The sequence below is a fragment of the Saccharothrix sp. HUAS TT1 genome (assembly GCF_040744945.1).
Lineage (GTDB): Bacteria > Actinomycetota > Actinomycetes > Mycobacteriales > Pseudonocardiaceae > Actinosynnema.
Genome location: NZ_CP160453.1, coordinates 2,961,029 through 2,985,997, shown reverse-complemented (window position 1 = coordinate 2,985,997; position 24,969 = coordinate 2,961,029). Strand labels below are relative to the sequence as shown.

The following is a 24,969-nucleotide window of genomic DNA, read 5'->3' as shown; positions in this document are numbered from 1 at the left end:
TCTACGACAAGTGGTCGAGCGGACACCGACCGTAGCGGACCGGTCACATCGGCCGCACCGGGGGATGGAAACCGGAAAATCTGTTGTTAGTATGCAAGCTGACCGAAGATTCGACGGTAAGTGAGACAGATCACGACGATCTGTCCGGATCATGAGGGAGGTTTCCATGCACCTGGACTTCACCCAGCTGCCGGCGTTCCTGATCGCCTGCGCGGTGGTCGTGCTGACCCCCGGCGTGGACGCCTTCCTGCTGCTGCGCACCTCGGTGCGGTCCGGCACGCGGGCCGGGCTGCTGGCGCTGGCGGGCATCCACACCGCGGCGTTCGTCCAGGTGGCCCTGGTGATCTCGGGCCTGGGCGTGGTGATCGCCCGCTACCCCGCCGTGCTGACCGGTCTGCGCTGGATCGGCGCGGCCTACCTGCTGTACCTGGCGGTGACGATCACCCGCGGCCTGCTGCGGCGGACGGGCGGCGAGGTGGCGGCGGTCGCGCCCCGGCCGTTCCGGCAGGGCTTCCTGACCAACATCACCAACCCGAAGATGCTGCTGTTCTCCCTGGCGTTCCTGCCGCAGTTCATCGGCACGGGCGACCCGGCGTTCCAGCTCGGCGTGCTCGCCGCCGTGTTCCTCGGGCTGGCCGCGCTGTGGGAGCTGACCATCGTGGTGGCCGCGGCGCGGGTGGCCGGGTCGCTGCGCCGCCCCGGCGTGACCACGGCGCTGGACGCGGTGTGCGCGGCGGTGTTCCTGACCATGTCGGTCGGGCTCGTGCTCTGACGCCCTCCCGGTCCGGCGTGCGGACCCCCGCGGCCCGGGGGTCCGCACGCCGCCAGGTCAGGCGACCACCTGCTCCTCGATCGCGTCGGCGTAGGCGGCGATCTTCGAGTAGACGCCCGGCCGGTCCTCCCGGGCGCAACCCTCACCCCACGAGGTGACGCCGATCAGCTTCCCGCCGGCCACGAACGGGCCGCCCGAGTCGCCCTGGCAGGTGTCCACGCCACCCTCCGGGTAGCCGGCGCACGTCATCTCGTCCGGGTCGTACTGGAGGTACGCGCGGCGGCAGTCGGCGTCCGCCACCACCGGCACGGTCGCGGCCAGCAGGTAGCGCGACGCCGACCCCTGCTCGCTGGTCCGGCCCCAGCCGAACACCCGGCCCTCCGTGCCCGCCTCGTACAGCGCCCGGTCGGACTCGTGGGCGAGCGGCAGCGGCTCCTGCTCCACCCCGTCGCGCAGCGTCAGCACCGCGACGTCCGCGCCCTGGTCCGCCGTCACGTAGTCCGGGTGGATCCAGATGTCGTCCAGCCGCACGACCCGGCCCGCGCTGCTCCGGCGGTCCTCCCGACCCACCACGACCCTGGTGTTGCGCGGCGTCCGGGCCACGGCGCAGTGCGCGGCCGTGACGACCTTGGTCGGCGCCACCAGCGTGCCGCCGCAGAACTGGTTGCCGCCGCTGTCGGTCAGGTACACCACCCACGGGTGCTCCTCGATCGACACCCGGTCGCCACCGACCACCCGGACGTCCACCACGCGCTCGTCCGCCGCGGCCGCGCCCGGGAGAGCCATCATCAAAGTCATCAACAACGCGGCGAGCCGCATCGGCCCCTCCTCCTGATCGAGTCCACCAGGAGGAGGTTAGCCAGAACGGCGGACCGCGCTCGGCCAAGCGGACTAGTTCGACCCGGTGAACTTGGAGCGCACCTTGCCCGCCGCGCCGGACAGCGCGTCGCCGAGCTCGTTGAACACCTTCATCAGCGGGTCCTCGGACTGGGCCGCCGAATCCTTGTACGACCGGGCCGCCGACTTGATGTCCTCGGTGAACGAGCTGGTCGGCCGGTCGTCCTCGCGCCGCTGGTACTCGCCGGTCAGGATCGCGCGGTACTCCTCGCTCGCCGCCCACCTCTGCAGCTCGGCGGCGCGCACCACGGCCATCGGGTGGGTCAGCGGCCACGTCCGGATCAGCTTGAGCACGCTGTCGCGCACGTCCTCGACCTGCTCGTACTCCTTGGCCTGCTTCAGGAACTCGGCCGTGTCGACCTGGCTGAGGTCCATGCCGCCCGCCATGGCCACGTGCACCCGCAGCGCGGCGGCCGGGTCCTGCACGCACAGCAGGCCGGCGCGGTCGCAGGACAGCTCGGTCTTGCGGTACCACTCGCGCAGCGCGGCGATGATCGCGGTGATCGCCCAGTAGCCGCCCGGCATCCAGCCCAGGCCGTACTGCAGCTGCATGAGCCGCTGCAGGATCGTCTGGTACAGCGCGTGACCGGACAGCACGTGCCCCATCTCGTGCCCGACGGCGAACCGCAGCCCGTCGGCGTCCAGCAGCTCCACCAGGCCGGTGGTCAGCACGATGAACGGCTTGTCGATGCCCAGCGTCATCGCGTTGGGCACCGGGTCGCGCTTGACGAACAGCTCCGGCACCGGGTCGACGTCCAGCGTCGCCGCCACCTCCGACCGGATCCGGTCCAGCTCCGGGTACTGCTTCGGGCCGACCCTGATGCTCGACGCCAGGTAACCCAACCGCTCACCGCGCTCGGTGAACGCCCCCGCCACCGCCTGCAGCACCGGGCCGATGCCCGGCACCGCGCGCAAGACCGCCAACGCCCCCCGGTCGACCGGGTGCTCGTACGTCCGCGGGCTGATGCCGGGGAAGCGCACGCGCGTGCTCGACCGCTCGATCTCCTCGCTGCTCATGCTTTACACAGTGCCACGACCCGCACCCCGGCTATCCCCGATCGGACGAATCGGAGTGCACACTGACCGGGTGAACTCAGACGTGCTCGGCGCCGACTACGAGACCCGCGCGCTGCCCCTGGGCGGCGGTGACGCGACCGCCACCCTGGTCCGCCGCCAGGCGCGGCCCGCGATCCGCGGCGCGGTGCTGTACGTGCACGGGTTCGCCGACTACTTCTTCCAGCGGCACGTCGCCGAGCACTTCACCGCGCGCGGCTTCGACTTCTACGCCATCGACCTGCGCGCCTACGGCCGGTCGCTGCGACCGGGCCAGGTGGCCAACTTCGTGACCGACCTGGCCGAGCACTTCGAGGAGATCGACGCGGCGGCCCGGGTGATCCGCGAGGAGGACGGCCACCGGAGCCTCGTGGTGGTGGGCCACTCGACCGGCGGCCTCATCACCAGCCTGTGGGCGCACGAGCGGCGCTCGGACGACGTGCTGGACGCGCTGGTGCTCAACAGCCCGTGGCTGGACCTGGCCGAGCCGTGGCTGCTGCGCACGGTCGGCACGGCCCTGGTGCGCGGGGTCGGCCGGTTCGCGCCGCGGCTGGTGCTCAAGCCCGGCCTCGGCCCGGTGTACGGCGAGAGCATCCACCGCGACCACCACGGCGAGTGGGACTTCGACACGACGTGGAAGCCGATCGAGGCGTTCCCGGTGCACGCCGGGTGGCTGCGCGCGGTCCGCCGCGGCCACGCCCGGCTGCACCGCGGGCTGGACGTGCGCGTGCCCGTGCTGCTGCTGCGGTCGGGGCGCAGCCACCTGCGCGCCAAGGCGTGGTCGCCGGAGGCTATGACCGCGGACACCGTGCTGGACGTGGAGCACATGCGGCAGTGGGGCCCGAAGATCGGCGAGCGGGTGTCGATCGTGAACGTCGAGGGCGGGATGCACGACCTGTTCCTGTCCGCCGAGCCGGTGCGCAGGCGCGCGCTGGCCGAGGTGGACGAGTTCCTGGACCAGGTCTGACGCTCACTCCGGCGGCGTGAGCCGCAGGTCGGGGTCGACGGGCGGTTCGCCGTCCAGCGGCCCGTCGGGCACCGCGCCCAGGGCGTCCAGGGTCAGGCCGACCTCGCGCGCGTGCGGGTCCGTGCCGGTCGGCGCGGTGGCGAACCAGCCGTGCAGGTCCGCCGGGATCGGGTAGCGGGCGGTCAGGTCGCGGTACAAGTCGCCGCGCTGGTCGGCCTGCTCGGCGAGCTGCCGGTACTCGCGCATCGCCAGCCGCATCCGGATCCAGCGGTAGCGGTCGGTCTTCACGCCGCCGTCCTCGGTGAACCTGGTGCGCAGCGCGCGTCCGGCCTCCGCGCCCCGCTCGGCCAGGGCGCGGATCGTCTCCGGGCGCATGAACAGGTTCGTGCCGCCTTCCAGCGCGCCGATCCGGACGTGCGCGATGCGACCGCGGTAGCCGGGCAGCGCGGACTGCGTGGTGTCCCGCCAGCCGAGCATCGTGTCCAGGATCGCCGACGCGAACTGCCGCACCAGCCCGATGCCCCGCCACGGCGCGCCGCCGGTGGAGGCGTCCTGCTCGGGCAGCCACACGTCCCGGTCGTCGCCCGGCGGGTACGACTGCAGGCTCAGGCCGAACGTCGGCCAGCGCGGCAGCAGGTTGTCGAAGAAGTGGATGGGGAAGTTGCTGGTGATGCCGCCGTCGGAGAACCAGTGCACGCGCGGTTCGGGTTCGGCGCGCACCAGCGGCACGGCGGCGATCAGGCCGGGCAGCGGCATGCTCATCCGCACGGCCAGCGCGACCGGCAGGTTCTTCGGCAGCACGCGCACGGCCTCGTCCGGGTGCAGCGGGCAGCGGTGCGCCGCGGCGTCGTCGCCGAGCTTGTCGACGGTGCGCCGCGGCAGCACCTTCGCCAGGCACGCGCGGCAGTACAGCCACGCGTCGGCAGGCTCCGTGAACGGCAGCCGGTAGGGGCGGCCCTCGGACAGGTCCGTCGTCATCAGGACCAGGTTCGTGGTCAGGTCGGCGAAGGTCAGGTCCACGACGCCGGACAGGTCGTCCAGCCGGTCGGCGACCCAGTCGCTCAGCGGCGGCACGCCGGTCGGGGCGGGCACGCCGCAGCGCCGGTCCCAGAAGTCCGGCCGGAACGACCCGGTGCCCGGCACGAGTCCGAAGTGGATGGAGGTGGCCATCCGGTCGAGGAACCGCTTGGCGCCCAGGCCGTAGATGAGGACGACCGCGCTGACCAGCGCGAACCCGAGCACCACCCACCACACGGCGGCGGTGGCGGCGCTCGCCAGGCTCTCGGCCGTCCACCGGGCGCCGAGCGCCACCGGGACCAGCGGGACGACCAGGAGCAGGGCGGTGCCGACGCGGCGCAGCCAGGCGTCGCCGCCCGCCGGCAGGACGCGCAGCACGATCGCCGACACCCCGACCACGGTCAGGACGATGACCGCGACCAGCACCCACGTCGGCGTGGAGCCCCACTCGATCGAGTGAAACCAGAGCGTTGGCCCGACGAACCACAGCGCCAGCGCCAACGCCAGGAACAGCCGTGACCGCCACCCGATCGCGCTGATCAGGGCCAGCAGCAGGCACAGGAGCGGACTGCGGCCGGTGGAGTCGCGGCGCTGCATCGACGCCGCCACGACCCGGTACAGCTTGCGGGTGTCCTCGCTGGGCTGGAACAGCTGCGCCATCCGCCAGCCGGGTGCGGCGAACCAGTCGACGACGTCGGCGAGCTTGTCGAAACCGCCCTGGTCGCGCCCCTTCTCGGCGGCGGCCGTGAACGCGGCCCCGATCGCGCCCGCCGAAGCGCCGCCCAGCGACCGGAACCGGTAGTGCCGGGCCAGCTCGACCACCGCCAACGGGTACACGACCCCGCTCGTCGCGCCGCCGCGCATGGTCAGGTCGCAGTACCGGTTGAAGTCCTCGGCCATGAGCCATGGTCCCCCAGCGCCCGGCGGCCTGGCGCTAGGCCGACCGGCTGGTCAACGGCGCTTCACCTCCGTTGCCACCCATCAGGATTTAACTCGTTCGGGTGAACGTCGCCCACCGTCCATAACGCTCCGTACTCGCGTTTCGAAGAACAGTGCGTCCGGATTCTCCCGGTGGCACAGCGATGAATGCAGGGCAGTTCCATGGATCACCTACCGATCAATCCCCCGACTGCTGGCCCGACCCCTCCACACCCACCTGGGCAATGGGGCGCCCCACCCGTTCCGCCCGAGCCGGAGAAGGCTCCGAAGTGGCCGGTCGTCGGCGCGGTCCTCGTCCTCGTGGCAGTCGCCGCCGCGTTCGGGTGGAATAGCGGCCGGATCGTCGCGGGGACGGCCCGACCCGCGCCCGCGGCCTCCACCTCGACGTCCACCACAGCCAAGGTCACCACCACCACCGCTCCTCCCCCGCCCTCGGTGTTCACCGGCGTCGGTGACGACGTGATCGCGGTGGACCGCCCAGCCGGCTTCAAGGTCGTGAGGTTCGAGTGCCCGGCCTGCACCGGCAACACGGTGCTGAAGAGCGACGGCTTCGAATCATTGCTGGTGAACGAGATCGGCGCCTACAGCGGGACCCGGTGGATGGACATCCGCGACGGCAGTCGCACCTCGACGTTGACGGTCAAAGCGACGGGCTCCTGGACGATCACGGTCGGTGAGCACGACCTCCTCGACACCGCTCGGGGCCCGATGTCCGGGACCGGGGACGCGGTGTTGTTCTTCACGGGCTCCAGCAAGAAGGCGAGGATCACCAACACCGGTGAGAGCAACTTCGTCGTGCACGCGGTCGAGTTGGCGGAGGGCCGGGTCGAACTCCTGGTGAACCACATCGGCGGCTACGAGGGAACGGTGCTCCTGTCCGGTCCGGCGGTCATCCAAGTCATGTCCGGCGGCGATTGGACGATCACCCCGTCCTGAGGTCAACCCCGCGGGACCGCGCGATCCGCTCGATCTCGGCGGGTGTGCCGGACATGACGGCGCGGACGTGCTCGGTGATCAGCTCGACCGGCCAGTCCCACCACCTGGCGCGCAGCAGCCGTGCCACGTCCTCGTCGGAGAACCGCCGCTTCACCGCGCGACCGGGGTTGCCGCCCACGACCGCGTAAGGCGGCACGTCGGACGTCACCACCGCGCCGGCCGCGATGATCGCGCCGTCGCCGATCGTCACGCCCGGCATCACCAGCGCGTTGTAGCCGAACCACACGTCGTTGCCGACCACCGTGTCGCCGCGCGTCTCCATTCCGGTGATCAGGTCCATCGTCCGCTCGCCCCACGTGCCGCCGAAGATCGTGAACGGGAACGTGGACACGCCGGTGGTGAGGTGGTTCGCCCCGGCCATGATGAACCTGGTGCCGGTGGCCAGCGCGCAGAACTTCCCGATCACCAGCTTCTCGGCGCCGTACCCGTAGAGGACGTTGCGGGTCTCGAACTCCAGCGCGTGCTCCGGGTCGTCGTAGTAGGTGTACTCGCCGACCTCGATGATCGGCGAGGTCACCAGCGGCTTCAGCTGGACCACGCGGTCGGTGTGCGGCAGCGGGTGCAGGACGGTGGGGTCGGGGATCAAAGGCAGAACTCCTAACGCAACTCGTGTTGCATTAGAGTGGCACGGACATACCACTAACGCAACTGGAGTTGCACATGACCTCACGGCCAGGCGGTCGCTCGGCCCGCGTCCGGACCGCCGTCCTCGAAGCGGTGCTGGTCGAGCTGACCGAGCGCGGCTACCTCAGCCTGACGGTCGAGAACGTCGCCGACCGCGCCGGCGTGCACAAGACCACCGTCTACCGCCGCTGGGGCACGGTCGACGCGCTGATCGCCGACACCCTCGACCACACCCGCGAGCACGAGTGGCCGGTGCCCGACACCGGCACTGTCGAGGGCGACCTGATCGCCATCGCCACCGAGGTCGCGGACGCGTTCGCCGACCCCGCCCGTCGATCCGTGCCGGTCGCGGTCGTCGCCGCCGCCCTCCAGTCCGGCCGCGCGGCGGAGGCCAAGGCGCGGTTCTACGCCGCCCGGCAGGCCGAGGCGGCCCGGGTCGTCACCCGCGCCGTCGAGCGCGGCGAGCTGCCGCCCCAGGCCGACCCCGTCGAGCTGATCCGCCTCACCTGCGCGCCGCTGTACCACCGGATCTTCGTCACCGGCGAGCCGGTCGACCGCGCCATCGCCGAGCGCTCCGCCCGCGCCGCCCTCGCCGCCGCCCGCGCGGGCCTGCTGTGACCACGCCGCCGAGCACCCGCGACGGTCAGACCTTCCGACCGACCCCCGCGTACGCGCTGATGTAGGCGTCGTCGGAATCCGGCCGCCACTCCGACAGCGGCACGATGCCCGGCTCCACGACCTCCAGGCCGGTGAAGAAGGCGGCGATCTCCTCGCCCGTGCGGAGCACCAACGGGCTGTCGGTGCGCCGGTAGATGGCGTTCACCTGCTCACCGCTCTCCTGGCCCTCCTGCGACACGCCGTCCCAGCTGGCGTGCGAGACGGCCAGGTAGCTGCCCGGCGCCAGCGCGTCCCGGTACCGGGCGATCGCCAGGTGCGGCTCGTCCTCGTCCGGGACGAAGTGCAGCACGGCGGCCATCAGCAGGCCGATGGGCCGGTCGAAGTCGAGCATCGACCGGACCTCCTCGTCGTCCAGCACCGAGTCCGGGTCGCGCAGGTCCGCCTGGATCGCCATGGCCATCGGGTTGTCGGCCAGCAACGCCGTGCTGTGCGCCACCGCCACCGGCTCCACGTCGGCGTACACGACCCGGGCGGCGGGGTTCGTCTGCTGGGCGATCTCGTGCACGTTGCCGACCGTCGGGATGCCCGAACCCAGGTCGAGGAACTGGTCGATGCCCTGCGACAGCAGGTACCGCACCGCCCGCCGCAGGAACGAGCGGTTGGCCCTGGCCGCCCCGGACATGCCGGGGAAGATCTGCTCGACCGACTTCGCCGCTTCGCGGTCGACCGCGAAGTTGTGCGAACCGCCCAGGTAGTAGTCGTACATCCGGGCCGCGCTCGGCCGGTCCAGGTCGACCGAGGACGGGACCCAGCTCGCCTGCTCCATGCGCACATCTCCTCGCCTGTAGACCGCGTGATCGTCGCGGCGCCGCAAACCGGGCACAACCCCCGAATGGACGCTCGCTCTGGGCGAACACCTACCGGAAACAATCCCGGGCTCATCTTGGTTGAGCCAGTCAGACTCAACTTTGGAGGGATCATGGGCGAGACGTTGGCGCTGCCGGTGCTGCCGCTGGACGACGTGGTCGTGCTGCCGGGCATGGTCGTCCCGATCCGGATCAGCGGCTCGGACGCCACCGCCGAGGCCCGCGCCGCGATCGAGGCCGCGACGGCCGCCGGCGGTCAGTCGAAGGTGCTGCTGGTGCCCCGGCTCGACGGCAAGTACGCGAAGGTCGGCACGCTGGCGCTGATCGAACAGGTCGGCCGGCTCTCCGGCGGCGAACGCGCCGCCGTCGTGCGCGGCACCGAGCGGGTCCGCATCGGCACCGGCACCACCGGCCCCGGCGCGGCGCTCTGGGTGGAGGCGACCGTGGCCGACGAGCCACCGGTCGACGACCGCACCCGCGAACTGGCCCGCGAGTACCGCGCGCTGGTGACCACGATCCTCCAGCAGCGCGGCGCGTGGCAGGTGGTCGACTCGGTGCAGCAGGTGGACGACCCGTCCGCGCTCGCCGACCTGGCCGGCTACGCCTCGTACCTCAGCGACGAGCAGAAGGTCTGGCTGCTGGAGACCAGCGACGTCACCGAGCGGCTGGAGAAGCTGCTCGGCTGGGGTCGCGAGCACCTGACCGAGCTGGACGTGGCCGAGACGATCCGCAAGGACGTCAAGGAGGGCGTGGAGAAGCAGCAGCGGGAGTTCCTGCTGCGCCAGCAGCTCGCCGCCATCCGCAAGGAGCTGGCCGAGCTGGACGGCAAGCCCGCCACCGAGGAGCAGGACTACCGCGCCCGCGTCGAGGGCGCCGACCTGCCCGAGACCGTGCGCAAGGCCGCCCTGGCCGAGGTCGACAAGCTGGAACGCACCGCCGAGCAGTCCCCCGAGGTCGGCTGGATCCGCACGTGGCTCGACACCGTCCTCGAACTGCCGTGGAACGAGCGCACCGAGGACTCCTACGACATCACCGGCGCCCGTGCCGTCCTCGACGCCGACCACGCGGGCCTGGCCGACGTCAAGGAGCGCATCACCGAGTACCTGGCCGTCCGCCGCCGTCGTGCGGACCGGGGTCTCGGCGTGGTGGGCGGCCGCCGTTCCGGCGCGGTCCTGGCCCTGGTCGGCCCTCCCGGCGTCGGCAAGACGTCCCTGGGCGAATCGGTCGCCAAGGCCATGGGCCGCAAGTTCGTCCGCGTCGCCCTGGGCGGCATCCGCGACGAGGCCGAGATCCGCGGCCACCGCCGCACCTACGTCGGCGCCCTGCCGGGCCGCATCGTCCGCGCCATCAACGAGGCGGGCTCGATGAACCCGGTCGTCCTCCTGGACGAGATCGACAAGGTGGGCTCCGACTACCGGGGCGACCCGACCGCCGCACTCCTGGAAGTCCTCGACCCGGCCCAGAACCACACGTTCCGCGACCACTACCTGGAGGTGGAGCTGGACCTGTCCGACGTGGTCTTCCTCGCCACCGCCAACGTCCTCGACTCCATCCCCGGCCCCCTCCTGGACCGCATGGAACTCGTCCAGCTGGACGGCTACACCGAGGACGAGAAGGTCACCATCGCCCGGGACCACCTCCTCCCCCGCCAGGTCGAACGCGCCGGCCTGACCCCGGAGGACGTCACGATCACCGAACCGTCACTGCGCAAGCTCGCGGGCGAGTACACCCGCGAAGCGGGCGTGCGCCAACTGGAACGCTCCCTGGCCCGCATCCTGCGCAAGGTGACGGCCCGCGTCGCCCTGGACCAGACCACCCTCCCGACCACCATCGACACCCCCGACCTGCGCACCTACCTGGGCAAGCCCAAGCACACCCCGGAATCCGCCGAGCGCACAGCCGTCCCCGGCGTCGCCACGGGCCTGGCGGTCACCGGCGCGGGCGGGGACGTGCTCTTCGTCGAAGCTTCGCTCGCCCCGAAGGACACCGGCGCCCCCGGCGTCACCCTCACCGGCCAACTGGGCGACGTGATGAAGGAATCCGCCCAGATCGCCCTGTCCTACCTGCGCTCCCACGACGCCCGCGCCGAAGCCCTGGCCAACCGCGGCGTCCACGTCCACGTCCCCGCCGGCGCCGTGCCGAAGGACGGCCCGTCAGCCGGCGTCACCATGACCACCGCCCTCGCCTCCCTGCTCTCCAACCGCCCGGTGCGCTCCGACGTCGCCATGACCGGCGAGGTCTCCCTGACCGGCCGAGTCCTCCCGATCGGCGGCGTCAAGCAGAAGCTCCTGGCCGCCCACCGAGCCGGCATCACCACCGTCCTGCTCCCCCAGCGCAACGAACCGGACCTGGACGACGTCCCGGACTCCGTCCTGGCCGAACTGACCGTCCACCTGGTCTCCGACATCCAAGAAGTCCTGACCCACGCCCTGGAACCCACCACCAACACCACCGCAACCGCCGCCTGACAAAACTCCGCACATCGGACCCGCAACGCCCCGCAGAGGCTTGATTTGACATGGGTTCGGGTGCCATAGGCTGGACGAAGCCGGCAGGCCCGGCGGGACGCTCTTCCCCGCCGGGCCTGCCGGCTTTGGCCTGCACAGGGTGCCCGTAAGGGCCCCATGTCAAATCAAGCCGGACTCTCCCCGACCCCTGACCTCGAACCTGAACGTAGAACTCGCGGTCCCTGAACGTTCGACTCGCGGCACGCCAACGTTCGACTCGCGCACCCTGAGCGTTGAATTCACCCATCCCCAACGTAGGACTCTCGCGCTCTGAACGTAGGACTCTCGCGTTCTGAAGGTAGGACACGCGGGGGTTAGCGGAGGTTGCAGAGGGGGAGGGGGGTGCCGTCGGCGGTGGTGCAGGGCAGGTAGCCGGCGTCCTTCATCCGGACCCGGGCGTCCGCGTGCCCCCGCACGTAGGCCAGGAACCGGCCTTCCGCGGACCCCGCCTCCGGCTCCGCCCGCGTGTACAGGTACTCGACCGTCCAGAACGGGTACCCGGCCTCCACCCCCACCGCCGCGTCGAACACCTTGCCGTCCAACGACAACGCCACCAACGCCTCCGTCTTCCGCGCCTCCGCCACCGAGGGCGCGTCCGCGTACCCGATCGCACCCTCCACCGCGCCGATCTCCCGCACCACGTCGGCGTTCTCGTCCCGCTCGCACCGGATGACCGGCGCGTCCGGCGCGCGATCCCTGTTCCGGCAGTCGTTGGAGGACAACGCGCTCTCGCCCACCCCCAGCACCCGCCGCTCGAACAGCTCCCGCGTGCCCGACTCGCCACCCCGCCCCACGATCCGGATCGGCAGCGGCGCACCCCCGCGCAACTGGCTCCAGTCCGTGTAGACCCCCGCCCAGATCCCGCGCAGCTGCTCGACCGTGACCGTGTCCAGCCCCACCGACCCGTGCACCACCACGTGGTAGACCACGATCGCCAACTGCTGGGCGTGAACGCCCTCCACCTCCTGCTTGCCGTCCGACAGCGCGATCAGACCCGCCTCCCCGCCGGCGACCTCGCGCACGCCCTGGATGCTCCCGGTCGCGGACGTCGTGACGTCCACGTCCCGGCACACCTCCTCGTACTTCTGCGCGATGGCGGCCATGGTCGGCATGAACACGCTCGACCCCTCCACCCGCAACGCGCCCGGAGCACAGGCCACCGTCGCGTCGCCCGAACCCGGCGACCACGCCAGCACCAGCACCAGCACGGCCGCCAGCAACGCCGCCAGCCCACCGGTGAGCCGTGCCAGCGTCAGCCCCCGCTTCGGGCGTTCGTCGTGCACGATCCCGGCCCCGCCGAGGCTGCCGACGACCCGCACGTCCTTGCCCAGCTCCCCGTCCGGGTTGTCGTCCGGTTCGCGCAGGACCACCAGCAGCTTGAACTTCTGCTTGCGCCGCAGCGCCAACCGCTCCAGCCGCACCCCGTGCCAGACCGGCTCGCCGGGCGGTTCCGCGGGCACCGCCAACCCGCCCCACCGGGCGACCCGCTGCGCCATCCGCTCCCGCACGGTCAGCAGCGACGCCCGCGCGCCCGGACCGGCGCCCTTCCCGCCTTCCCCGCCCCCTCCACCTTCCCCACCTTCTCCGCCCTCCCCGAAGAACTGGAGGCTCCGCCGGACCAGCGCCTTCGTCTCCTCCGACCCCGCCTCCGACACCCGCGCGTTCCACACCACCCGGTCGCCGAAGGTGAACGTCAGCGGCTCGTCGAAGTCCCCGCCCTCGATGTCGTAGCTGCCGGTGTTGCGGATGCGGACGACCACGATGCTCATCCGGTCCAACACCCGCACCAGCTCGCGCAGCTGCGGCGAGTTCGTCTCGGCGCCGTCGTGCAGCTGCTCCGGCCCGAGGCCGATCTTCGAGTTGTAGAGCACCCGGAACCCGACCCGCTTGCGGCGCACGAAGAGCCGGTCGATGACCGGCGTGGCGAACAGCAGCCCGATGGCGAGCAGCACCGGCCCGGGGCCGCCGAGGAAGTCCAACGCGGATCGCAGCACCTGCACACCGAATTCTCGATCGGCCGACTCCGCGCGACCCCGCCGAGCCCCGGACGTTCACCACGACTTCACGCCTCGGCAAACCCCTCCACCCCCTCCCTTCCCGATCACCCACCCCCGCTCAGCCCTCACTGCACGCACGTCACCCCAGCGATAGGGTCGTCCAGGTCAGGCCCGCAAGATCACGTGTGGAGGTCCCGATGAGCATCGAGCGCCCCGTCGCTCCCGACCCCTACTCGCTGCTGCCGCAGGTGGCGTCGTTCACCGTCGGCTCGACCGACGTCGAGGACGGCCAGGCGCTCCCCGAGGCCCAGGTCTTCGAGGGCGGCAACACCTCGCCCCAGCTGAGCTGGTCCGGTTTCCCGGAGGGGACCAAGAGCTTCGTGGTGACGTGCTTCGACCCGGACGCGCCCACCCCGTCCGGTTTCTGGCACTGGGTCGCGGTGAACATCCCGGCGTCCGTCACCTCCCTCGACACCGGCGCGGGCGCCTCGGACGACACGCTGCCCGCCGGCGCGTTCCACGTGCGCAGCGACTTCGGCGCCCGCGCGTTCGGCGGCGCCGCCCCGCCGCCCGGCGACCAGGTGCACCGCTACTACTTCGTCGTGCACGCGGTGGACGTCGAGGAGCTGGACGTCGACGGCGACGCCTCGCCCGCCGTGGTCAGCTTCAACCTGGCCTTCCACACCCTGGCCCGCGCGGTCCTCACCCCCACCTACGCCCACTGACGGGAACAAGCACCTCACCCGATGGGTTGCAGCACGACGTGAGGCACTTCGACCTGGTCATCATCGGCACCGGTTCCGGCAACTCGATCGCGGACGAGCGGTTCGCCGGTTGGAAGATCGCGATCGTGGAGAAGGGCGTCTTCGGCGGCACGTGCCTGAACGTCGGGTGCATCCCCACGAAGATGTTCGTGCACACCGCCGACGTCGCCGCCGCACCCTCCTCGGGCGCGCGGCTGGGCGTGGACGCCCACCTGGACGGCGTGCGGTGGACCGACGTGCGCGACCGGATCTTCGGCCGGATCGACCCCATCTCCGCGGGCGGCCGCCACTGGCGGGCCGAGGAGAACGCGAACGTCACCGTCTACGAGGGCACGGCCCGGTTCACCGGTCCGAAGACCCTCGACACCGGCACCGGCGAGGTGATCACCGCCGACCGGTTCGTGATCGCCGCCGGCAGCCGCCCCGTGCTGCCCGACGTGGCCGACCTGGAGTCGGTCGGCTACCACACCAGCGACACGGTCATGCGGCTCGACGCCCTGCCCCCTCGCCTCACCATCCTGGGCAGCGGCTTCGTGGCGGCCGAGTTCGCGCACGTGTTCTCGTCGTTCGGCGTGGCGGTGACCGTGGTCGGGCGGTCGGACCTGCTCCTGCGGCACGAGGACCGCGAGGTCGCGACCCGGTTCACCGAGGTCGCGTCGCAGAAGTGGGACGTGCGGCTGCGGCGCAAGGCGGTGCGGGCCGAGCGGGTCGACGGCGTCGTGCGGCTGCACCTGGAGGGCCCGGACGGCGCGGAGGTGGTCGAGTCCGAGGAGCTGCTGGTCGCGGTCGGCCGGACGCCGAACTCCGACCTGCTGGACCTGGCCGCCACCGGCGTCGAGCTGCACCCGGACGGCCGCGTGGTCGTGGACGAGCACCAGCGCACGTCTGTCGAGGGCGTCTACGCGCTGGGCGACGTCAGCTCGGAGTACCAGCTCAAGCACGTGGCCAACCACGAGGCGCGGGTCGTGCAGCACAACCTGCTGCACCCGGACGAGCCGATCGCCTCGGACCACCGGTTCGTGCCGGCGGCGGTGTTCTCGTCGCCGCAGGTGGCGTCGGTCGGGCTGACCGAGGAGCAGGCCGTCGAGCGCGGTGTCCGGTACGTGGCGGCGTCGCAGGCCTACGCGTCCATCGCGTACGGCTGGGCGATGGAGGACACGACCGGGTTCGCGAAGGTCCTGGCCGACCCGACCACGGGCCGGATCCTCGGCGCGCACGTGCTCGGGCCGCAGGCGTCGACGGTGATCCAGCCGGTCATCCAGGCGATGAGCTTCGGCCTGGACGCGGGGACGATGGCGCGCGGCCAGTACTGGATCCACCCGGCGATGCCGGAGGTCATCGAGAACGCGCTGCTCAACCTGCCCCTGGAGCACTGAGCGGGAGCACTGGACGGAGCACCGGACGGGGTCTCGGCGGGAGACCCGGCCAACCCCTCGCGCGGCCGGGTCTCCCGCCGTTCGTATCCGTAACCGACACATCGCACCGGCGCCACGAGTCGTTAACACCCAAACCGGCTCGGATCGGCCCGGACCGGTTCACACCGTCCGAGGGCGTCCCGCGACCCACCCGAGCGCGGTCAGCACGACCAGCAACCCGACCAGGACCAGCATCGACACCGTCCAGCCGCCCGTCGCGCCGCGCAGCACGCCGAACGCGAACGGCCCGGAGGCCGAGATCAGGTAGCCGATGCTCTGCGCCATCGCGGACAGCCGCGCCGTGTCCGCCCCGGACGACGTGCGCAGCGAGATCATCACCAGCGCGAGCGGGAAGATGCCCATGCCGACGCCGATCAGCACGACCCACAGGCCGGGCGCGGCGGCGGGCGCCAGCGCGAGCCCCAGCACGCCCAGCACCGACAGCGCGCCCAGCACCAGCACCAGCCCCGACTGGCTGGGCCGCCGGGCCGCCAGCGGCGGGACGATCAGGCTCACCGGCACGCCGAGCACCATCGTGATGGCCAGCAGCAGCCCGGCCGTCGTGCGGTCCACCCCGGCGTCGCCGAGGATCTGCGGCAGCCAGCCCATGACCGTGTAGGCCAGCAGCGACTGCAGGCCGAAGAACACCGTGATCACCCAGGCCAGCGGGCTGCGGAACAGCGACCGCCCGGCAGCCGCCGGACGCGGGCCCGGCCGGGTGACCGACAGCCCGTGCCGCGCACCGGCCAGCCACACCACCAGCGCGGCCAGCGACAGGAACGCCCAGGCGCCGACGGCCAGTCGCCACGAGCCGAACGCCGACTCCAGACCGGGCGTGAACGCCGCCCCGGCCGCCGCGCCCGCCGCCAGGGCGGCCGTGTACACGCCGGTCACCAGGCCGACCCGGTCGGGGAACGAGTCCTTCACGACCACCGGGATCAGCACGTTGCACACCGCGATGCCCGCGCACGCGATGAACGTGCCGCCGAGCACCGCCGCCGGGCCGTCCACCACCCGCAGCACCAAGCCGACCGTGAGCACCAGCAACGACAGCGCGACAGCGCGCGCCACGCCGAGGCGACGACCCAGCCAGGGCGCGAGGAAGGCGGCGAAGCCGAAGCACAGCGTGGGCACCGCGGTCAGCAAGCTCGTCCACGCGGTCGAGACGCCGAGCGAGGCGCGGACGTCGCCGAGCACGGAGGCCAGGCTGGTGACGGCGGGGCGCAGGTTGGCCGCGGCCAGCGCTACGCCGATCGCCAACAGGGTGCTGCCGACCAGGGCAACTTGGCGGTTCCGGCGGGCCTCACCGGCAGCGGTGCGGCCAGGATGGTCGGCGACCGTCGCACTCGCACCGCGTTCGGTGGCAGTGTTGGCGTTCGACGGTGACCGATCTGGCCGGGTCTGCTGGATTGGCACCGGCCCACTATCGCAGACATGGGATGTTCGGATGAAAGGATGACGCTGTGCCGTTGGCCACTACTCGGCGGGCCGGGCTCGTCGACCAGGTGATCGACCAGATGAGGGGGGCGATCGCCGCCGGTGAGTGGCCGGTCGGCCGCCGCATCCCGCCCGAACCGGAGCTGGTCACCGCCCTGGGTGTCGGTCGCAACACCGTGCGGGAAGCGGTGCGCGCGTTGTCCCACGCGGGCCTGCTGGAGGTGCGCCAGGGGGACGGCACGTTCGTCCGGGCGACCAGCGAGCTGTCCGGCGCGGTCCGCCGGATGTGCGGCAGCGAGCTGCGCGACGTCCTGCAGGTGCGCCGGACGCTGGAGGTGGAGGGCGCCCGGCTGGCCGCGTCCCACCGCACCGACGAGGAGCTGCGCAGGCTGGAGGGGCTGCTGACCGAGCGGGACGAGGCGCTGGCCGCCAAGGACTGGGCGCGGCTGGTGGAGCGGGACACCGCCTTCCACGTGCTGCTCGTCCAGTGCTCGCACAACACCCTGCTGGCCGAGCTGTACCAGGGGCTCACCGAGGCGGTGCGGGCCAGCATCACGGCCACCGTGGAGACCGACCACGAGGACGACCACGTGTCGCACGCCGGGCTGCTCGACGCGGTCCGCGACCGCGACGCCGCCCGGGCCGCCGCCGAGGCGGGGGGCTTCCTGGAGGACCTGCTGGAGCGGCACAAGGACTGACCGGGCGAGTGGGACGGCGGGACGGCGGGACTGACGGGCCGACAGGACGAGCGGGGCGGGCGGGGACCTCCCACGGCGGCGGATTTCCACGGGAGGCCCCCTTGGTGGAGGGCTCGGAAGAACCCTCGGGCTCCGGACGACACGCCGGAGCGACCCCAGGACCCACCCCGATACTCGTCGCGACCGGGCGAACCGCAACGGTGGGATGCCCGATCGTTACCCAACCTCACGACCAGCTTGACCAACCGGCGTCGCGCCCGCGACCCGGGCCACCTCGCGCCGGTCCCAGCAGTCCCGCAACGCCGCCACCGTCGCCGTGACGGCGGGCCGCCGCGTCGCCTGCGTGCGCCACACCGCGAACACCCGCCGCGTCGGCGTCGGCCGGAACGGCACCGCGCGCACCGAGTCCGGCAGCGCGCCGCGCCCCAGCCTCGGCAGCAGCGCCACCCCGATCCCCTTGGCCAGCAGCACCAGCTGCGTCTCGTACTCGGCGATCCGGTAGGCCAGGTCGGGCTCCATGCCCGCGCCGCGGAAGGTGTTGACCAGCCAGTCGTGGCAGATCGTGCCCTCGGGCTGGCAGATCCACCGCTCCCCCGCCAGGTCCTCCGGCACGACCGACTCCCGCCCGGCCAGCGGGTGGCCGGCGGGCAGCAGCACGTCGGCCACGTCCTCGCCCAACCGCACCCGGGACACCGGGTCGGGCACGGCCAGCGGCGCGTTCACCCAGTCGTGCGTGACGGCCAGGTCCAGCTCGCCGCGCGCCACCGCCTCCAGGCAGTCCGGCGGGTCCAGCTCGACCAGCCGCACGTCCAGCTGCGGGTGGTGCTCGGCCAGCCGCACGAGCGCCGCGGGCAGCAGGCCGCGGGCGGCGGTGGCGAACGCGCCGACCCGCAGCTCGCCGACGGCCGCGCCGCGCTGCTCCTCCAACGCCACCTCGGCGTGCTCGACCAGCGCCAGCACCTGCCCGGCGGTGGCCGACAGCAGGTGCGCCGCGTCGGTCAGCACGACGCCGCGCCCCCGGCGTTCCAGCAGCGTGGTGCGGGTCTCCCGCTCCAGCTTGGCGATCTGCTGCGACACCGCCGACGGCGTGTAGCCCAACGCCGTGGCCGCCGCGCCGACCGAGCCGTGCTGCGCCACCGCGTGCAGGGCGCGAAGTCGCCCGAGGTCCAACATGTAGCGATCCTAAACCCAAGTGTTCACAACTCATCGCTGGTCCTAAACAGTGCGGCCGCCGAGACTCGGTGCCGTGAAACCACGTCACGTCGCCGTCGCGGTGCTCGTCGCCACCATCTGGGGCGTCAACTTCGTCGTCATCAAGGTGGGGCTGCGCGACTTCCCGCCGCTGTTCTTCTCGGCGCTGAGGTTCCTGGCCGCCGCCGTGCCCGCGCTGTGGTTCGTCGGCCGGCCCAAGGTGGCGTGGAAGTGGGTCGCCGCGGTGGCGCTGGCGCTCGGCGTGGTCAAGTTCGGGCTGGTGTTCGTCGGGATGGCCGCCGGGATGCCCGCCGGGTTGTCGTCCCTCGTGCTGCAGAGCCAGGTGTTCTTCACCGTCCTGTTCGCCGCCGTGCTGCTGCGCGAACGGCCGCGGCCCGTGCAGCTGCTGGGGATGGGCGTGGCGGCGGCCGGGATCGTGGTGATCGCCGTCGACTACGGCGTGAGCAGCCCGATCTCGGCGTTCCTGCTGGTGGTGCTCGGCGCGGTGGCGTGGGGGCTGGCGAACGTCGCCACCCGCTACGCCCGGCCGCCGGACCCGATCAACTTCATCGTGTGGGTCAGCGCGCTGGCCGTGCTGCCGCTGCTGGGGCTGTCGCTGGTGTTCGAGGGGCCGGCCGCGGACCTGGCCGCGCTGCGCGGGCTGAGCTGGACCGGCGTCGGCGCGATCCTGTTCATCGCCTGGGTGTCGACGCTGCTCGGGTTCGGCCTGTGGAACCTGCTGCTGCGGACGTACGAGGCGAGCGCCGTAGTGCCGTTCGCGCTGCTGGTGCCGGTGGCCGGGATGCTGTCGGGCTGGCTGCTGCTGGACGAGGCCGTCACCGCGGTCCGGCTCGGCGCGGCGGCGCTCGTGATCGTCGGCATGGCGGCGACCACCGTGAAGCCGCGCGGCGACCGTCCCGGGGCGCCCGTGGAGAGCCGGTCCTTCCACCGTGTCCGGTGATTGACGGCCCGGCCGCGGGTCGGTCTGCTGTACGTCGTGGAGCACCGCGTGCTGTCGGCCAGGACGATCGTGCTCTGGGCCGTCGGGCTGGCCGTCCTGGCGTCGGCGTCCGTCGTGGTCCTGCTGCTGACCCTCGGGTCGGGTGACCCGCGCGACGGGGTGCGGCTGGACGTCGTCCGCACCGCCTCCGGCATCGTGCTCGGCACCGGCGGCGCGGCGGCGCTGCTGCTGACCGCCCGCCGCCAGCGGTACACCGAGCTGGACCTGGCGCAGAAGGACCACGACGCGACCGAGCGCCGCGTCACCGAGCTGTACGGCAAGGCCGCCGACCAGCTCGGCAGCGACAAGGCGCCGGTGCGGCTGGCCGGGCTGTACGCGCTGGAGCGGTTGGCGCAGGACAACCCCGCCCACCGGCAGACCATCGTCAACCTGGTCTGCGCCTACCTGCGGATGCCGTTCACCCCGCCGCCGGAGGCGCGGGCCAGGACGCGGGTCGGGCCGCGCGACGCGCACCGGTTCCAGGAGCTGGAGGTGCGGCAGACCGCGACCGCGCTGCTCGCGTCCCACCTGCGCCCGGACCGGCCCGAGGCGTTCTGGGCGGACATCGCGCTCGACCTGTCCAACGCCACGCTGGTGAAGCCGACGCTGACGCACGCGCGGATCAGGTCGGCGTCGTTCGCGGGCACCACGTTCTTCGGGCAGGCGACGTTCCGCGGCACCGAGGTCACCGGCGTCGCGGACTTCCGCGAGACGTGCTTCCGCGACCTGGCGGACTTCCGGCGGGTCCGGTTCGGCGACTCGGTGTTCCGGGGCGCGGTGTTCGAGGGCGGCACGGACTTCGGCGTGCACACCGAGGCGAAGCTGGCCGGCGCCCGCACCCGGACCGGTGAGGTGCGGCGGAAGTGGCCGGACGGGTGGCTGGAGCGGCCCGCCGAACCGGGCTGGGCCGTCCTCGCGTGCGACCGGTGACCGCCCGGCACGACGCGGTCGCGCCCGACCGGTGACCACCCGGCCCGGCGGCCACACCCGTTCGGCGGCCCGTCACCCCCGATCGGGTGACGTATCCCCCACGCCCCCACCGGTACTTTCACAGCAACAGACCGGAGTGGAGGTGTGACGTGTCGTTGAGCCTGGTCCGCGCGTCCTTCCACAACCCGACCGGTTGCTGATCGGCGCCGTCCACCACGACCCCGCCCGATCCCTCACCGCACGATCCCTCACCGCACGGTTTCCGACCGCACGGTTCCTCGACGACCCGACGTGAGTGGTTCGCCCCGGCTTGCCGGTCGGGCGACCACCCAGTCCGTCGCGGACCCGGTCGCCCGGACGCACCCCCGCCCACCGGTGGCGCACGCGTGACTTGCCGGTCACGCGCACCGCGGGTCCGGAGTCGTCAAGCGACAGGCGGAGCACCCGCGGGAGGGATGACGGGGAGCCCCGGCGGGGCGCCGCCCGCCAGCAACGCCCACACCGCGTCCGTGTCGAGGTGGTCGGCGACCAGGTCGCCGAGCAGGTCGAGCTGCGCGGTCCGCCGCCCGGCGAAGTCGACGTCCGGCGCGGGGGTGAACCCGTCCCGGCCCGCGTGGCCGGCGGCCCAGCGCAGGAGCGCGCGGCGGAACCCGTCGTTCTCCAGCAGCCCGTGCCAGTGCGTGCCGGCGACCCGGCCGCGCAGCGCGCCCTCGGGCGTGCCGTCGGGCAGGGTGACCAGGCCCTCCTCGGCGTTGCGGGTGACCACGCCGTGGTGGATCTCGTAACCGGTGACGGGTTCGCCGAACGCGCTGCCGCGCGGCCGGGACAGCGTCTTGTCCGGCGCGAACCGCACGTCCACGTCGAGCAGGCCGAGACCGGCCACCGCGCCCGCCCGCGACTCCACCTCGTCCTCGATCGCGCGGCCGAGCATCTGGAACCCGCCGCAGACGCCGAGCACCGGCCCGTCGTGCGCGGCGATCGCGTCGGCCAGGCCGGTGGCGCGCAGCCAGCGCAGGTCCTCCACCGTGGCCTTCGACCCGGGCAGCACCACGAGGTCCGCGTCGGCCAGCCGGGACGGCTCGGTGACGAACCGCACCGACACACCCGGTTCGCAGGCCAGCGCCTCCACGTCGGTGGCGTTGGAGATCCGCGGCAGCCGCACCACGGCCACCCGCAGCCACTGGTCGCCGCGCGGCGGCTCCGGGCGGCCGATCACGCCGTCCGCCGCGTAGGACAGCGAGTCCTCGGCGTCCAGCCACAGCTCCTCCCGCCACGGCAGCACGCCGAGCACGGGACGCCCGGTCAGCGCGCGCAGCTGCCGCAGGCCGGGTTCGAGCAGCGCCGGGTCGCCGCGGAACTTGTTCACCACGAACCCGCCCACCAGCGCCTGGTCGGCCGGGTCGAGCAGGGCCAGGGTGCCGAAGAGGTGCGCGAACACCCCGCCCCGGTCGATGTCGCCGACCACGAGCACCGGCAGGTCGGCGGCCCGCGCCAGGCCCATGTTCGCGATGTCGTTCGCCCTGAGGTTGATCTCGGCGGGCGACCCGGCGCCCTCGCAGACCACCACGTCGAAGTCGTCCCGCAGGCCGTCCAGGGTGGCCAGGACCGTGGTGAACAGCTCGGCCTTGCGCTCGCGGTAGGACAGCGCGGACACCTCGCCGACGGCCCGCCCCAGCACCACCACCTGCGAGCTGCGGTCGCCGCCCGGTTTGAGCAGCACCGGGTTGAACCGCACGCTCGGCTCCAGCCCGCACGCGGCGGCCTGCACGGCCTGCGCGCGGCCGATCTCGCCGCCGTCGGGCGTCACGACCGAGTTGTTGGACATGTTCTGCGCCTTGAACGGCGCGGTCTTCACACCGCGCCGGATGAGCCACCGGCACAGCCCGGCGGCCAGGACGCTCTTCCCCGCGTCCGACGTCGTGCCGGCCACCAGCAACGCACTGCGCACAATGTCCCCTCGTTGTCGGTCCCGGCTGACATCATCCACTCCATGGTCGACGCCCCCGCCACCGCAGTCCTGGTGCACAGCCCCTACCTCGGGCCGGCGAGCCTGCGCCCGCTCGCCGGAGCGCTGGCCCGGCTCGGCCACCCCGTCGCGCTGCCCGACCTGCGCGTCACGGTCAACGCCGCGCCCGTCCACCAGCGGCTGATCGGCGGGTTCGCGGACGCGGTGGAGGACGCCGCGGTGGAGGGCGAGCTGGTGCTCGTCGGGCACAGCGGCGCCGGTCCGCTGCTGCCCGCGTTCGCCGACGCGCTGGAGGTGCCCGTGCGCGGGCTGGTGTTCCTCGACGCCGACCTGCCCACGCCGGGGCGCAGCTGGCGCGACGACGCGCCCGCCGAGCGCATGGCGCACCTGAAGGCGATCTCGCGGGACGGGCTGATGCCGCGCTGGGACCGGTGGTTCGCGCCGGAGGCGCTGTCGGCGATGGTGCCGGACGTGCGGCTGCTGGAGGAGATCGTGGCCGAGGCGGCGGAGGTGCCGCTGGCGTTCCTCAAGGAGCCCCGGCCCACCGTGGCGTGGACCGGGCCGTGCTCGTACGTGCGGCTGAGCCCGGCCTACGAGGCCGCCGCGGCGGCGGCGCGCGAGCTGGGCTGGCCGGTGGTGGAGCTGGCGGGCCACCACCTCGGCGCCGTGACGTCGCCCGAGGAGGTGGCCGCCGCCGTCGTGCCGCTGCTCAGCAGACGGTGAGGATCTCCGCGCCGTCCGCGGTCACCACGATCGTGTGCTCGAACTGGGCGGTCCAGCTCTTGTCCCGGGTGGTGACCGTCCAGCCGTCGTCCCACAGGTCGTGCTCGATGCCGCCGAGGGTGATCATGGGCTCGATGGTGAACGTCATGCCCTCCTCGATGACCGTGGGCACGTGCGGCGCGTCGTAGTGCAGCACGACCAGGCCGCTGTGGAAGGTGCGGCCGATGCCGTGGCCGGTGAAGTCGCGCACCACGCCGTAGCCGAACCGGTTGGCGTAGGACTCGATGACGCGGCCGACCACGTTGAGCTGCCGGCCGGGCTTCACCGCCTTGATGGCGCGCATGGTGGCCTCGTGCGTGCGCTCGACCAGCAGGCGGGCCTCCTCGCTCACGTCGCCCGCGAGGAAGGTGGCGTTCGTGTCGCCGTGCACGCCGCCGATGTAGGCGGTGACGTCGACGTTGACGATGTCGCCGTCCTGGACCACGGTCGAGTCGGGGATGCCGTGGCAGATGACCTCGTTCAGCGAGGTGCAGCAGGACTTGGGGAAGCCGCGGTAGCCGAGCGTGGACGGGTAGGCGCCGTTGTCGCACAGGAACTCGTGCGCGACCGCGTCGATCTCGTCGGTGGTCACGCCGGGCACGATCACCTTGCCCGCCTCCTGCAGCGCCTGCGCCGCCAGCCGACCCGCGACGCGCATCGCCTCGACCACGTCGGGCGGCTGCACCCACGGATCGGTGTTGCGCTTGGGCTCGGGCCGGTCGACGTACTCGGGCCGCTCGATCTGGGCGGGCACCGGACGGCGCGGGGACAGCACACCTGGCTGGAGGACGGCACGCACGGACATGCCCCCCAGGTTACGGCTCAGCGCGAACGGCCATGCGCCGCGTGCCCGTTACGCGACCGGCTCGGCCGTTCCGGGCGAGGCGATCGGCAGCCCCATCTCATCGGCAGCCGTCAGGAGTCGCTTGTCGTAGGCGACGAAGGCGTCGAGGTCGCCGCGCAGCCGCATCGCCGACACCAGGTGGATCGCGTCCAGGGACTTGAGCGGGAGCGGCAACGCGCCCGCCGCGTCCAGGAGGTCCGTGGTCATGGGCAGTTGGTCGAGTTCCACCAGGATCGACGCGGCCTGCCGGATCGCCGCGTCGCCTTCGGCCCGCACGGCTCGAACCAGCTCGACCCGCGCGAGGGTGCTGGTGATCAGTCGGACGCCGACCCGGTCGTCCAACCACTCGCGCAGGGCGGACGTCTCGGCTTCCGCGCGCACGAGCTTCGCCAGCGCCGAGGTGTCGAGGTAGATCACCAGCGCTCGTCCTCGCGCATCTGCCGCAGCACCTCCGAGATCGGTGTGCCGGACGTCGCGGGCAGCGGCTCGGGCAAGCGCCGACCGCGACCCCGGAGCAGCTCACCGTTGGCGACGAGCTGGTCCCGCAGGCTCGACGCCTCGCCGCGCGGGGGACAGATCTCAGCGACCACGCGACCGTGGTCGGTGACCTCTATCCGTTCTCCGGCCTCGGCTCGCCGCACGTACTCACTCGTGTGGTGACGGAGTTCGCGAAGTCCGATCCGATCCATGTTTCACATGGTATCACATT

The 24,969-nt window shown here is 72.5% G+C and carries 23 protein-coding genes; 11 read left to right on the top strand and 12 right to left on the bottom strand.

Features of this window, described 5'->3' with window-relative positions; translation table 11 throughout:
* The first annotated feature begins 166 nt into the window (after positions 1-166).
* Positions 167-772: a LysE family translocator gene (locus AB0F89_RS14795; protein ID WP_367136486.1), complete on the top strand. Its 606-nt coding sequence runs from the start codon at positions 167-169 to the stop codon at positions 770-772.
* A 57-nt stretch (positions 773-829) separates the two neighbouring features.
* Here AB0F89_RS14795 and AB0F89_RS14790 read toward each other — a convergent pair whose 3' ends face one another.
* The gene (locus AB0F89_RS14790) at positions 830-1,591 is read right to left on the bottom strand and encodes a trypsin-like serine protease (RefSeq protein WP_367136485.1); all 762 of its coding nucleotides are present in this window, start codon (positions 1,589-1,591) and stop codon (positions 830-832) included.
* Positions 1,592-1,663: 72 nt separating this feature from the next.
* Positions 1,664-2,686 carry a M48 family metallopeptidase gene (locus AB0F89_RS14785; RefSeq protein WP_367136483.1) on the bottom strand — a complete coding sequence of 341 codons (1,023 nt, stop codon included), beginning with the start codon at positions 2,684-2,686 and terminating at the stop codon, positions 1,664-1,666.
* Between the two features lie 70 nt (positions 2,687-2,756).
* On the opposite strand from AB0F89_RS14785, the gene AB0F89_RS14780 reads away from it, so the two are divergent.
* Positions 2,757-3,689: an alpha/beta hydrolase gene (locus AB0F89_RS14780; protein ID WP_367136481.1), complete on the top strand. Its 933-nt coding sequence runs from the start codon at positions 2,757-2,759 to the stop codon at positions 3,687-3,689.
* A 3-nt stretch (positions 3,690-3,692) separates the two neighbouring features.
* On the opposite strand, the gene AB0F89_RS14775 is transcribed toward AB0F89_RS14780, so the two are convergent.
* Positions 3,693-5,606 (bottom strand): patatin, encoded by a 1,914-nt coding sequence (locus AB0F89_RS14775; protein WP_367136479.1) that lies wholly within the window; start codon positions 5,604-5,606, stop codon positions 3,693-3,695.
* Positions 5,607-5,945: 339 nt separating this feature from the next.
* On the opposite strand from AB0F89_RS14775, the gene AB0F89_RS14770 reads away from it, so the two are divergent.
* Positions 5,946-6,581 carry a hypothetical protein gene (locus AB0F89_RS14770; protein WP_367136478.1) on the top strand — a complete coding sequence of 212 codons (636 nt, stop codon included), beginning with the start codon at positions 5,946-5,948 and terminating at the stop codon, positions 6,579-6,581.
* Here the strand turns inward: AB0F89_RS14770 and AB0F89_RS14765 are convergent.
* A complete protein-coding gene (locus AB0F89_RS14765; protein WP_367136476.1) occupies positions 6,568-7,227 on the bottom strand; it encodes a CatB-related O-acetyltransferase in 660 nt (219 codons plus the stop codon). The two genes, AB0F89_RS14770 and AB0F89_RS14765, sit on opposite strands and share 14 nt — an antisense overlap.
* 74 nt (positions 7,228-7,301) lie before the next feature.
* Here AB0F89_RS14765 and AB0F89_RS14760 point away from each other — a divergent pair, with 74 nt between their 5' ends.
* Positions 7,302-7,883, top strand: a complete 582-nt coding sequence (locus tag AB0F89_RS14760) for a TetR/AcrR family transcriptional regulator (protein WP_367136474.1) — start codon at positions 7,302-7,304, stop codon at positions 7,881-7,883.
* 25 nt (positions 7,884-7,908) lie between these two features.
* Here the strand turns inward: AB0F89_RS14760 and AB0F89_RS14755 are convergent, their stop codons facing one another.
* Entirely contained in the window at positions 7,909-8,709 is an 801-nt protein-coding gene (locus AB0F89_RS14755; protein ID WP_367136472.1) for an SAM-dependent methyltransferase, read from the bottom strand.
* A 153-nt stretch (positions 8,710-8,862) separates the two neighbouring features.
* Between AB0F89_RS14755 and lon the strand changes: the two genes are divergently transcribed.
* Positions 8,863-11,217, top strand: a complete 2,355-nt coding sequence (lon, locus tag AB0F89_RS14750; protein ID WP_367136470.1) for an endopeptidase La — start codon at positions 8,863-8,865, stop codon at positions 11,215-11,217.
* 353 nt (positions 11,218-11,570) lie between these two features.
* Here the strand turns inward: lon and AB0F89_RS14745 are convergent, their stop codons facing one another.
* The gene (locus AB0F89_RS14745) at positions 11,571-13,250 is read right to left on the bottom strand and encodes a PstS family phosphate ABC transporter substrate-binding protein (RefSeq protein ID WP_367136468.1); all 1,680 of its coding nucleotides are present in this window, start codon (positions 13,248-13,250) and stop codon (positions 11,571-11,573) included.
* A gap of 200 nt (positions 13,251-13,450) precedes the next feature.
* Between AB0F89_RS14745 and AB0F89_RS14740 the strand changes: the two genes are divergently transcribed.
* Positions 13,451-13,978: a YbhB/YbcL family Raf kinase inhibitor-like protein gene (locus tag AB0F89_RS14740; RefSeq protein ID WP_367136466.1), complete on the top strand. Its 528-nt coding sequence runs from the start codon at positions 13,451-13,453 to the stop codon at positions 13,976-13,978.
* A gap of 38 nt (positions 13,979-14,016) precedes the next feature.
* Positions 14,017-15,393 (top strand): mycothione reductase, encoded by a 1,377-nt coding sequence (locus tag AB0F89_RS14735; protein ID WP_367136464.1) that lies wholly within the window; start codon positions 14,017-14,019, stop codon positions 15,391-15,393.
* A 159-nt stretch (positions 15,394-15,552) separates the two neighbouring features.
* On the opposite strand, the gene AB0F89_RS14730 is transcribed toward AB0F89_RS14735, so the two are convergent.
* Positions 15,553-16,692, bottom strand: coding sequence for an MFS transporter (locus AB0F89_RS14730; RefSeq protein WP_367136462.1), 1,140 nt, complete (start codon positions 16,690-16,692; stop codon positions 15,553-15,555).
* Between the two features lie 203 nt (positions 16,693-16,895).
* Between AB0F89_RS14730 and AB0F89_RS14725 the strand changes: the two genes are divergently transcribed.
* Entirely contained in the window at positions 16,896-17,567 is a 672-nt protein-coding gene (locus AB0F89_RS14725; RefSeq protein ID WP_367136460.1) for a FadR/GntR family transcriptional regulator, read from the top strand.
* A gap of 216 nt (positions 17,568-17,783) precedes the next feature.
* On the opposite strand, the gene AB0F89_RS14720 is transcribed toward AB0F89_RS14725, so the two are convergent.
* On the bottom strand, positions 17,784-18,740 hold the full coding sequence (locus AB0F89_RS14720; protein ID WP_367136458.1) for a LysR family transcriptional regulator: 957 nt from the start codon (positions 18,738-18,740) through the stop codon (positions 17,784-17,786).
* Between the two features lie 73 nt (positions 18,741-18,813).
* Between AB0F89_RS14720 and AB0F89_RS14715 the strand changes: the two genes are divergently transcribed.
* Positions 18,814-19,719, top strand: coding sequence for an EamA family transporter (locus AB0F89_RS14715; protein WP_367136456.1), 906 nt, complete (start codon positions 18,814-18,816; stop codon positions 19,717-19,719).
* The gene (locus tag AB0F89_RS14710) at positions 19,720-20,688 is read left to right on the top strand and encodes a pentapeptide repeat-containing protein (protein WP_367136454.1); all 969 of its coding nucleotides are present in this window, start codon (positions 19,720-19,722) and stop codon (positions 20,686-20,688) included.
* A 424-nt stretch (positions 20,689-21,112) separates the two neighbouring features.
* Here AB0F89_RS14710 and AB0F89_RS14705 read toward each other — a convergent pair whose 3' ends face one another.
* Positions 21,113-22,636: a cobyric acid synthase gene (locus tag AB0F89_RS14705; RefSeq protein ID WP_367136452.1), complete on the bottom strand. Its 1,524-nt coding sequence runs from the start codon at positions 22,634-22,636 to the stop codon at positions 21,113-21,115.
* Positions 22,637-22,678: 42 nt separating this feature from the next.
* Between AB0F89_RS14705 and AB0F89_RS14700 the strand changes: the two genes are divergently transcribed.
* The gene (locus tag AB0F89_RS14700) at positions 22,679-23,377 is read left to right on the top strand and encodes an alpha/beta fold hydrolase (protein ID WP_367136450.1); all 699 of its coding nucleotides are present in this window, start codon (positions 22,679-22,681) and stop codon (positions 23,375-23,377) included.
* Here the strand turns inward: AB0F89_RS14700 and map are convergent.
* Genes map through AB0F89_RS14685 form a run of 3 tightly spaced genes read right to left on the bottom strand, consistent with a single transcriptional unit; the run spans position 23,364 to position 24,949 of the window.
* Entirely contained in the window at positions 23,364-24,221 is an 858-nt protein-coding gene (gene map, locus AB0F89_RS14695) for a type I methionyl aminopeptidase (protein ID WP_367136448.1), read from the bottom strand. The genes AB0F89_RS14700 and map overlap by 14 nt on opposite strands.
* A gap of 48 nt (positions 24,222-24,269) precedes the next feature.
* On the bottom strand, positions 24,270-24,677 hold the full coding sequence (locus AB0F89_RS14690) for a type II toxin-antitoxin system VapC family toxin (RefSeq protein WP_367136446.1): 408 nt from the start codon (positions 24,675-24,677) through the stop codon (positions 24,270-24,272).
* The gene (locus AB0F89_RS14685) at positions 24,674-24,949 is read right to left on the bottom strand and encodes a type II toxin-antitoxin system Phd/YefM family antitoxin (protein WP_367136444.1); all 276 of its coding nucleotides are present in this window, start codon (positions 24,947-24,949) and stop codon (positions 24,674-24,676) included. The genes AB0F89_RS14690 and AB0F89_RS14685 overlap by 4 nt, the downstream gene beginning before the upstream one ends.
* Between the last annotated feature and the right edge of the window lie 20 nt (positions 24,950-24,969).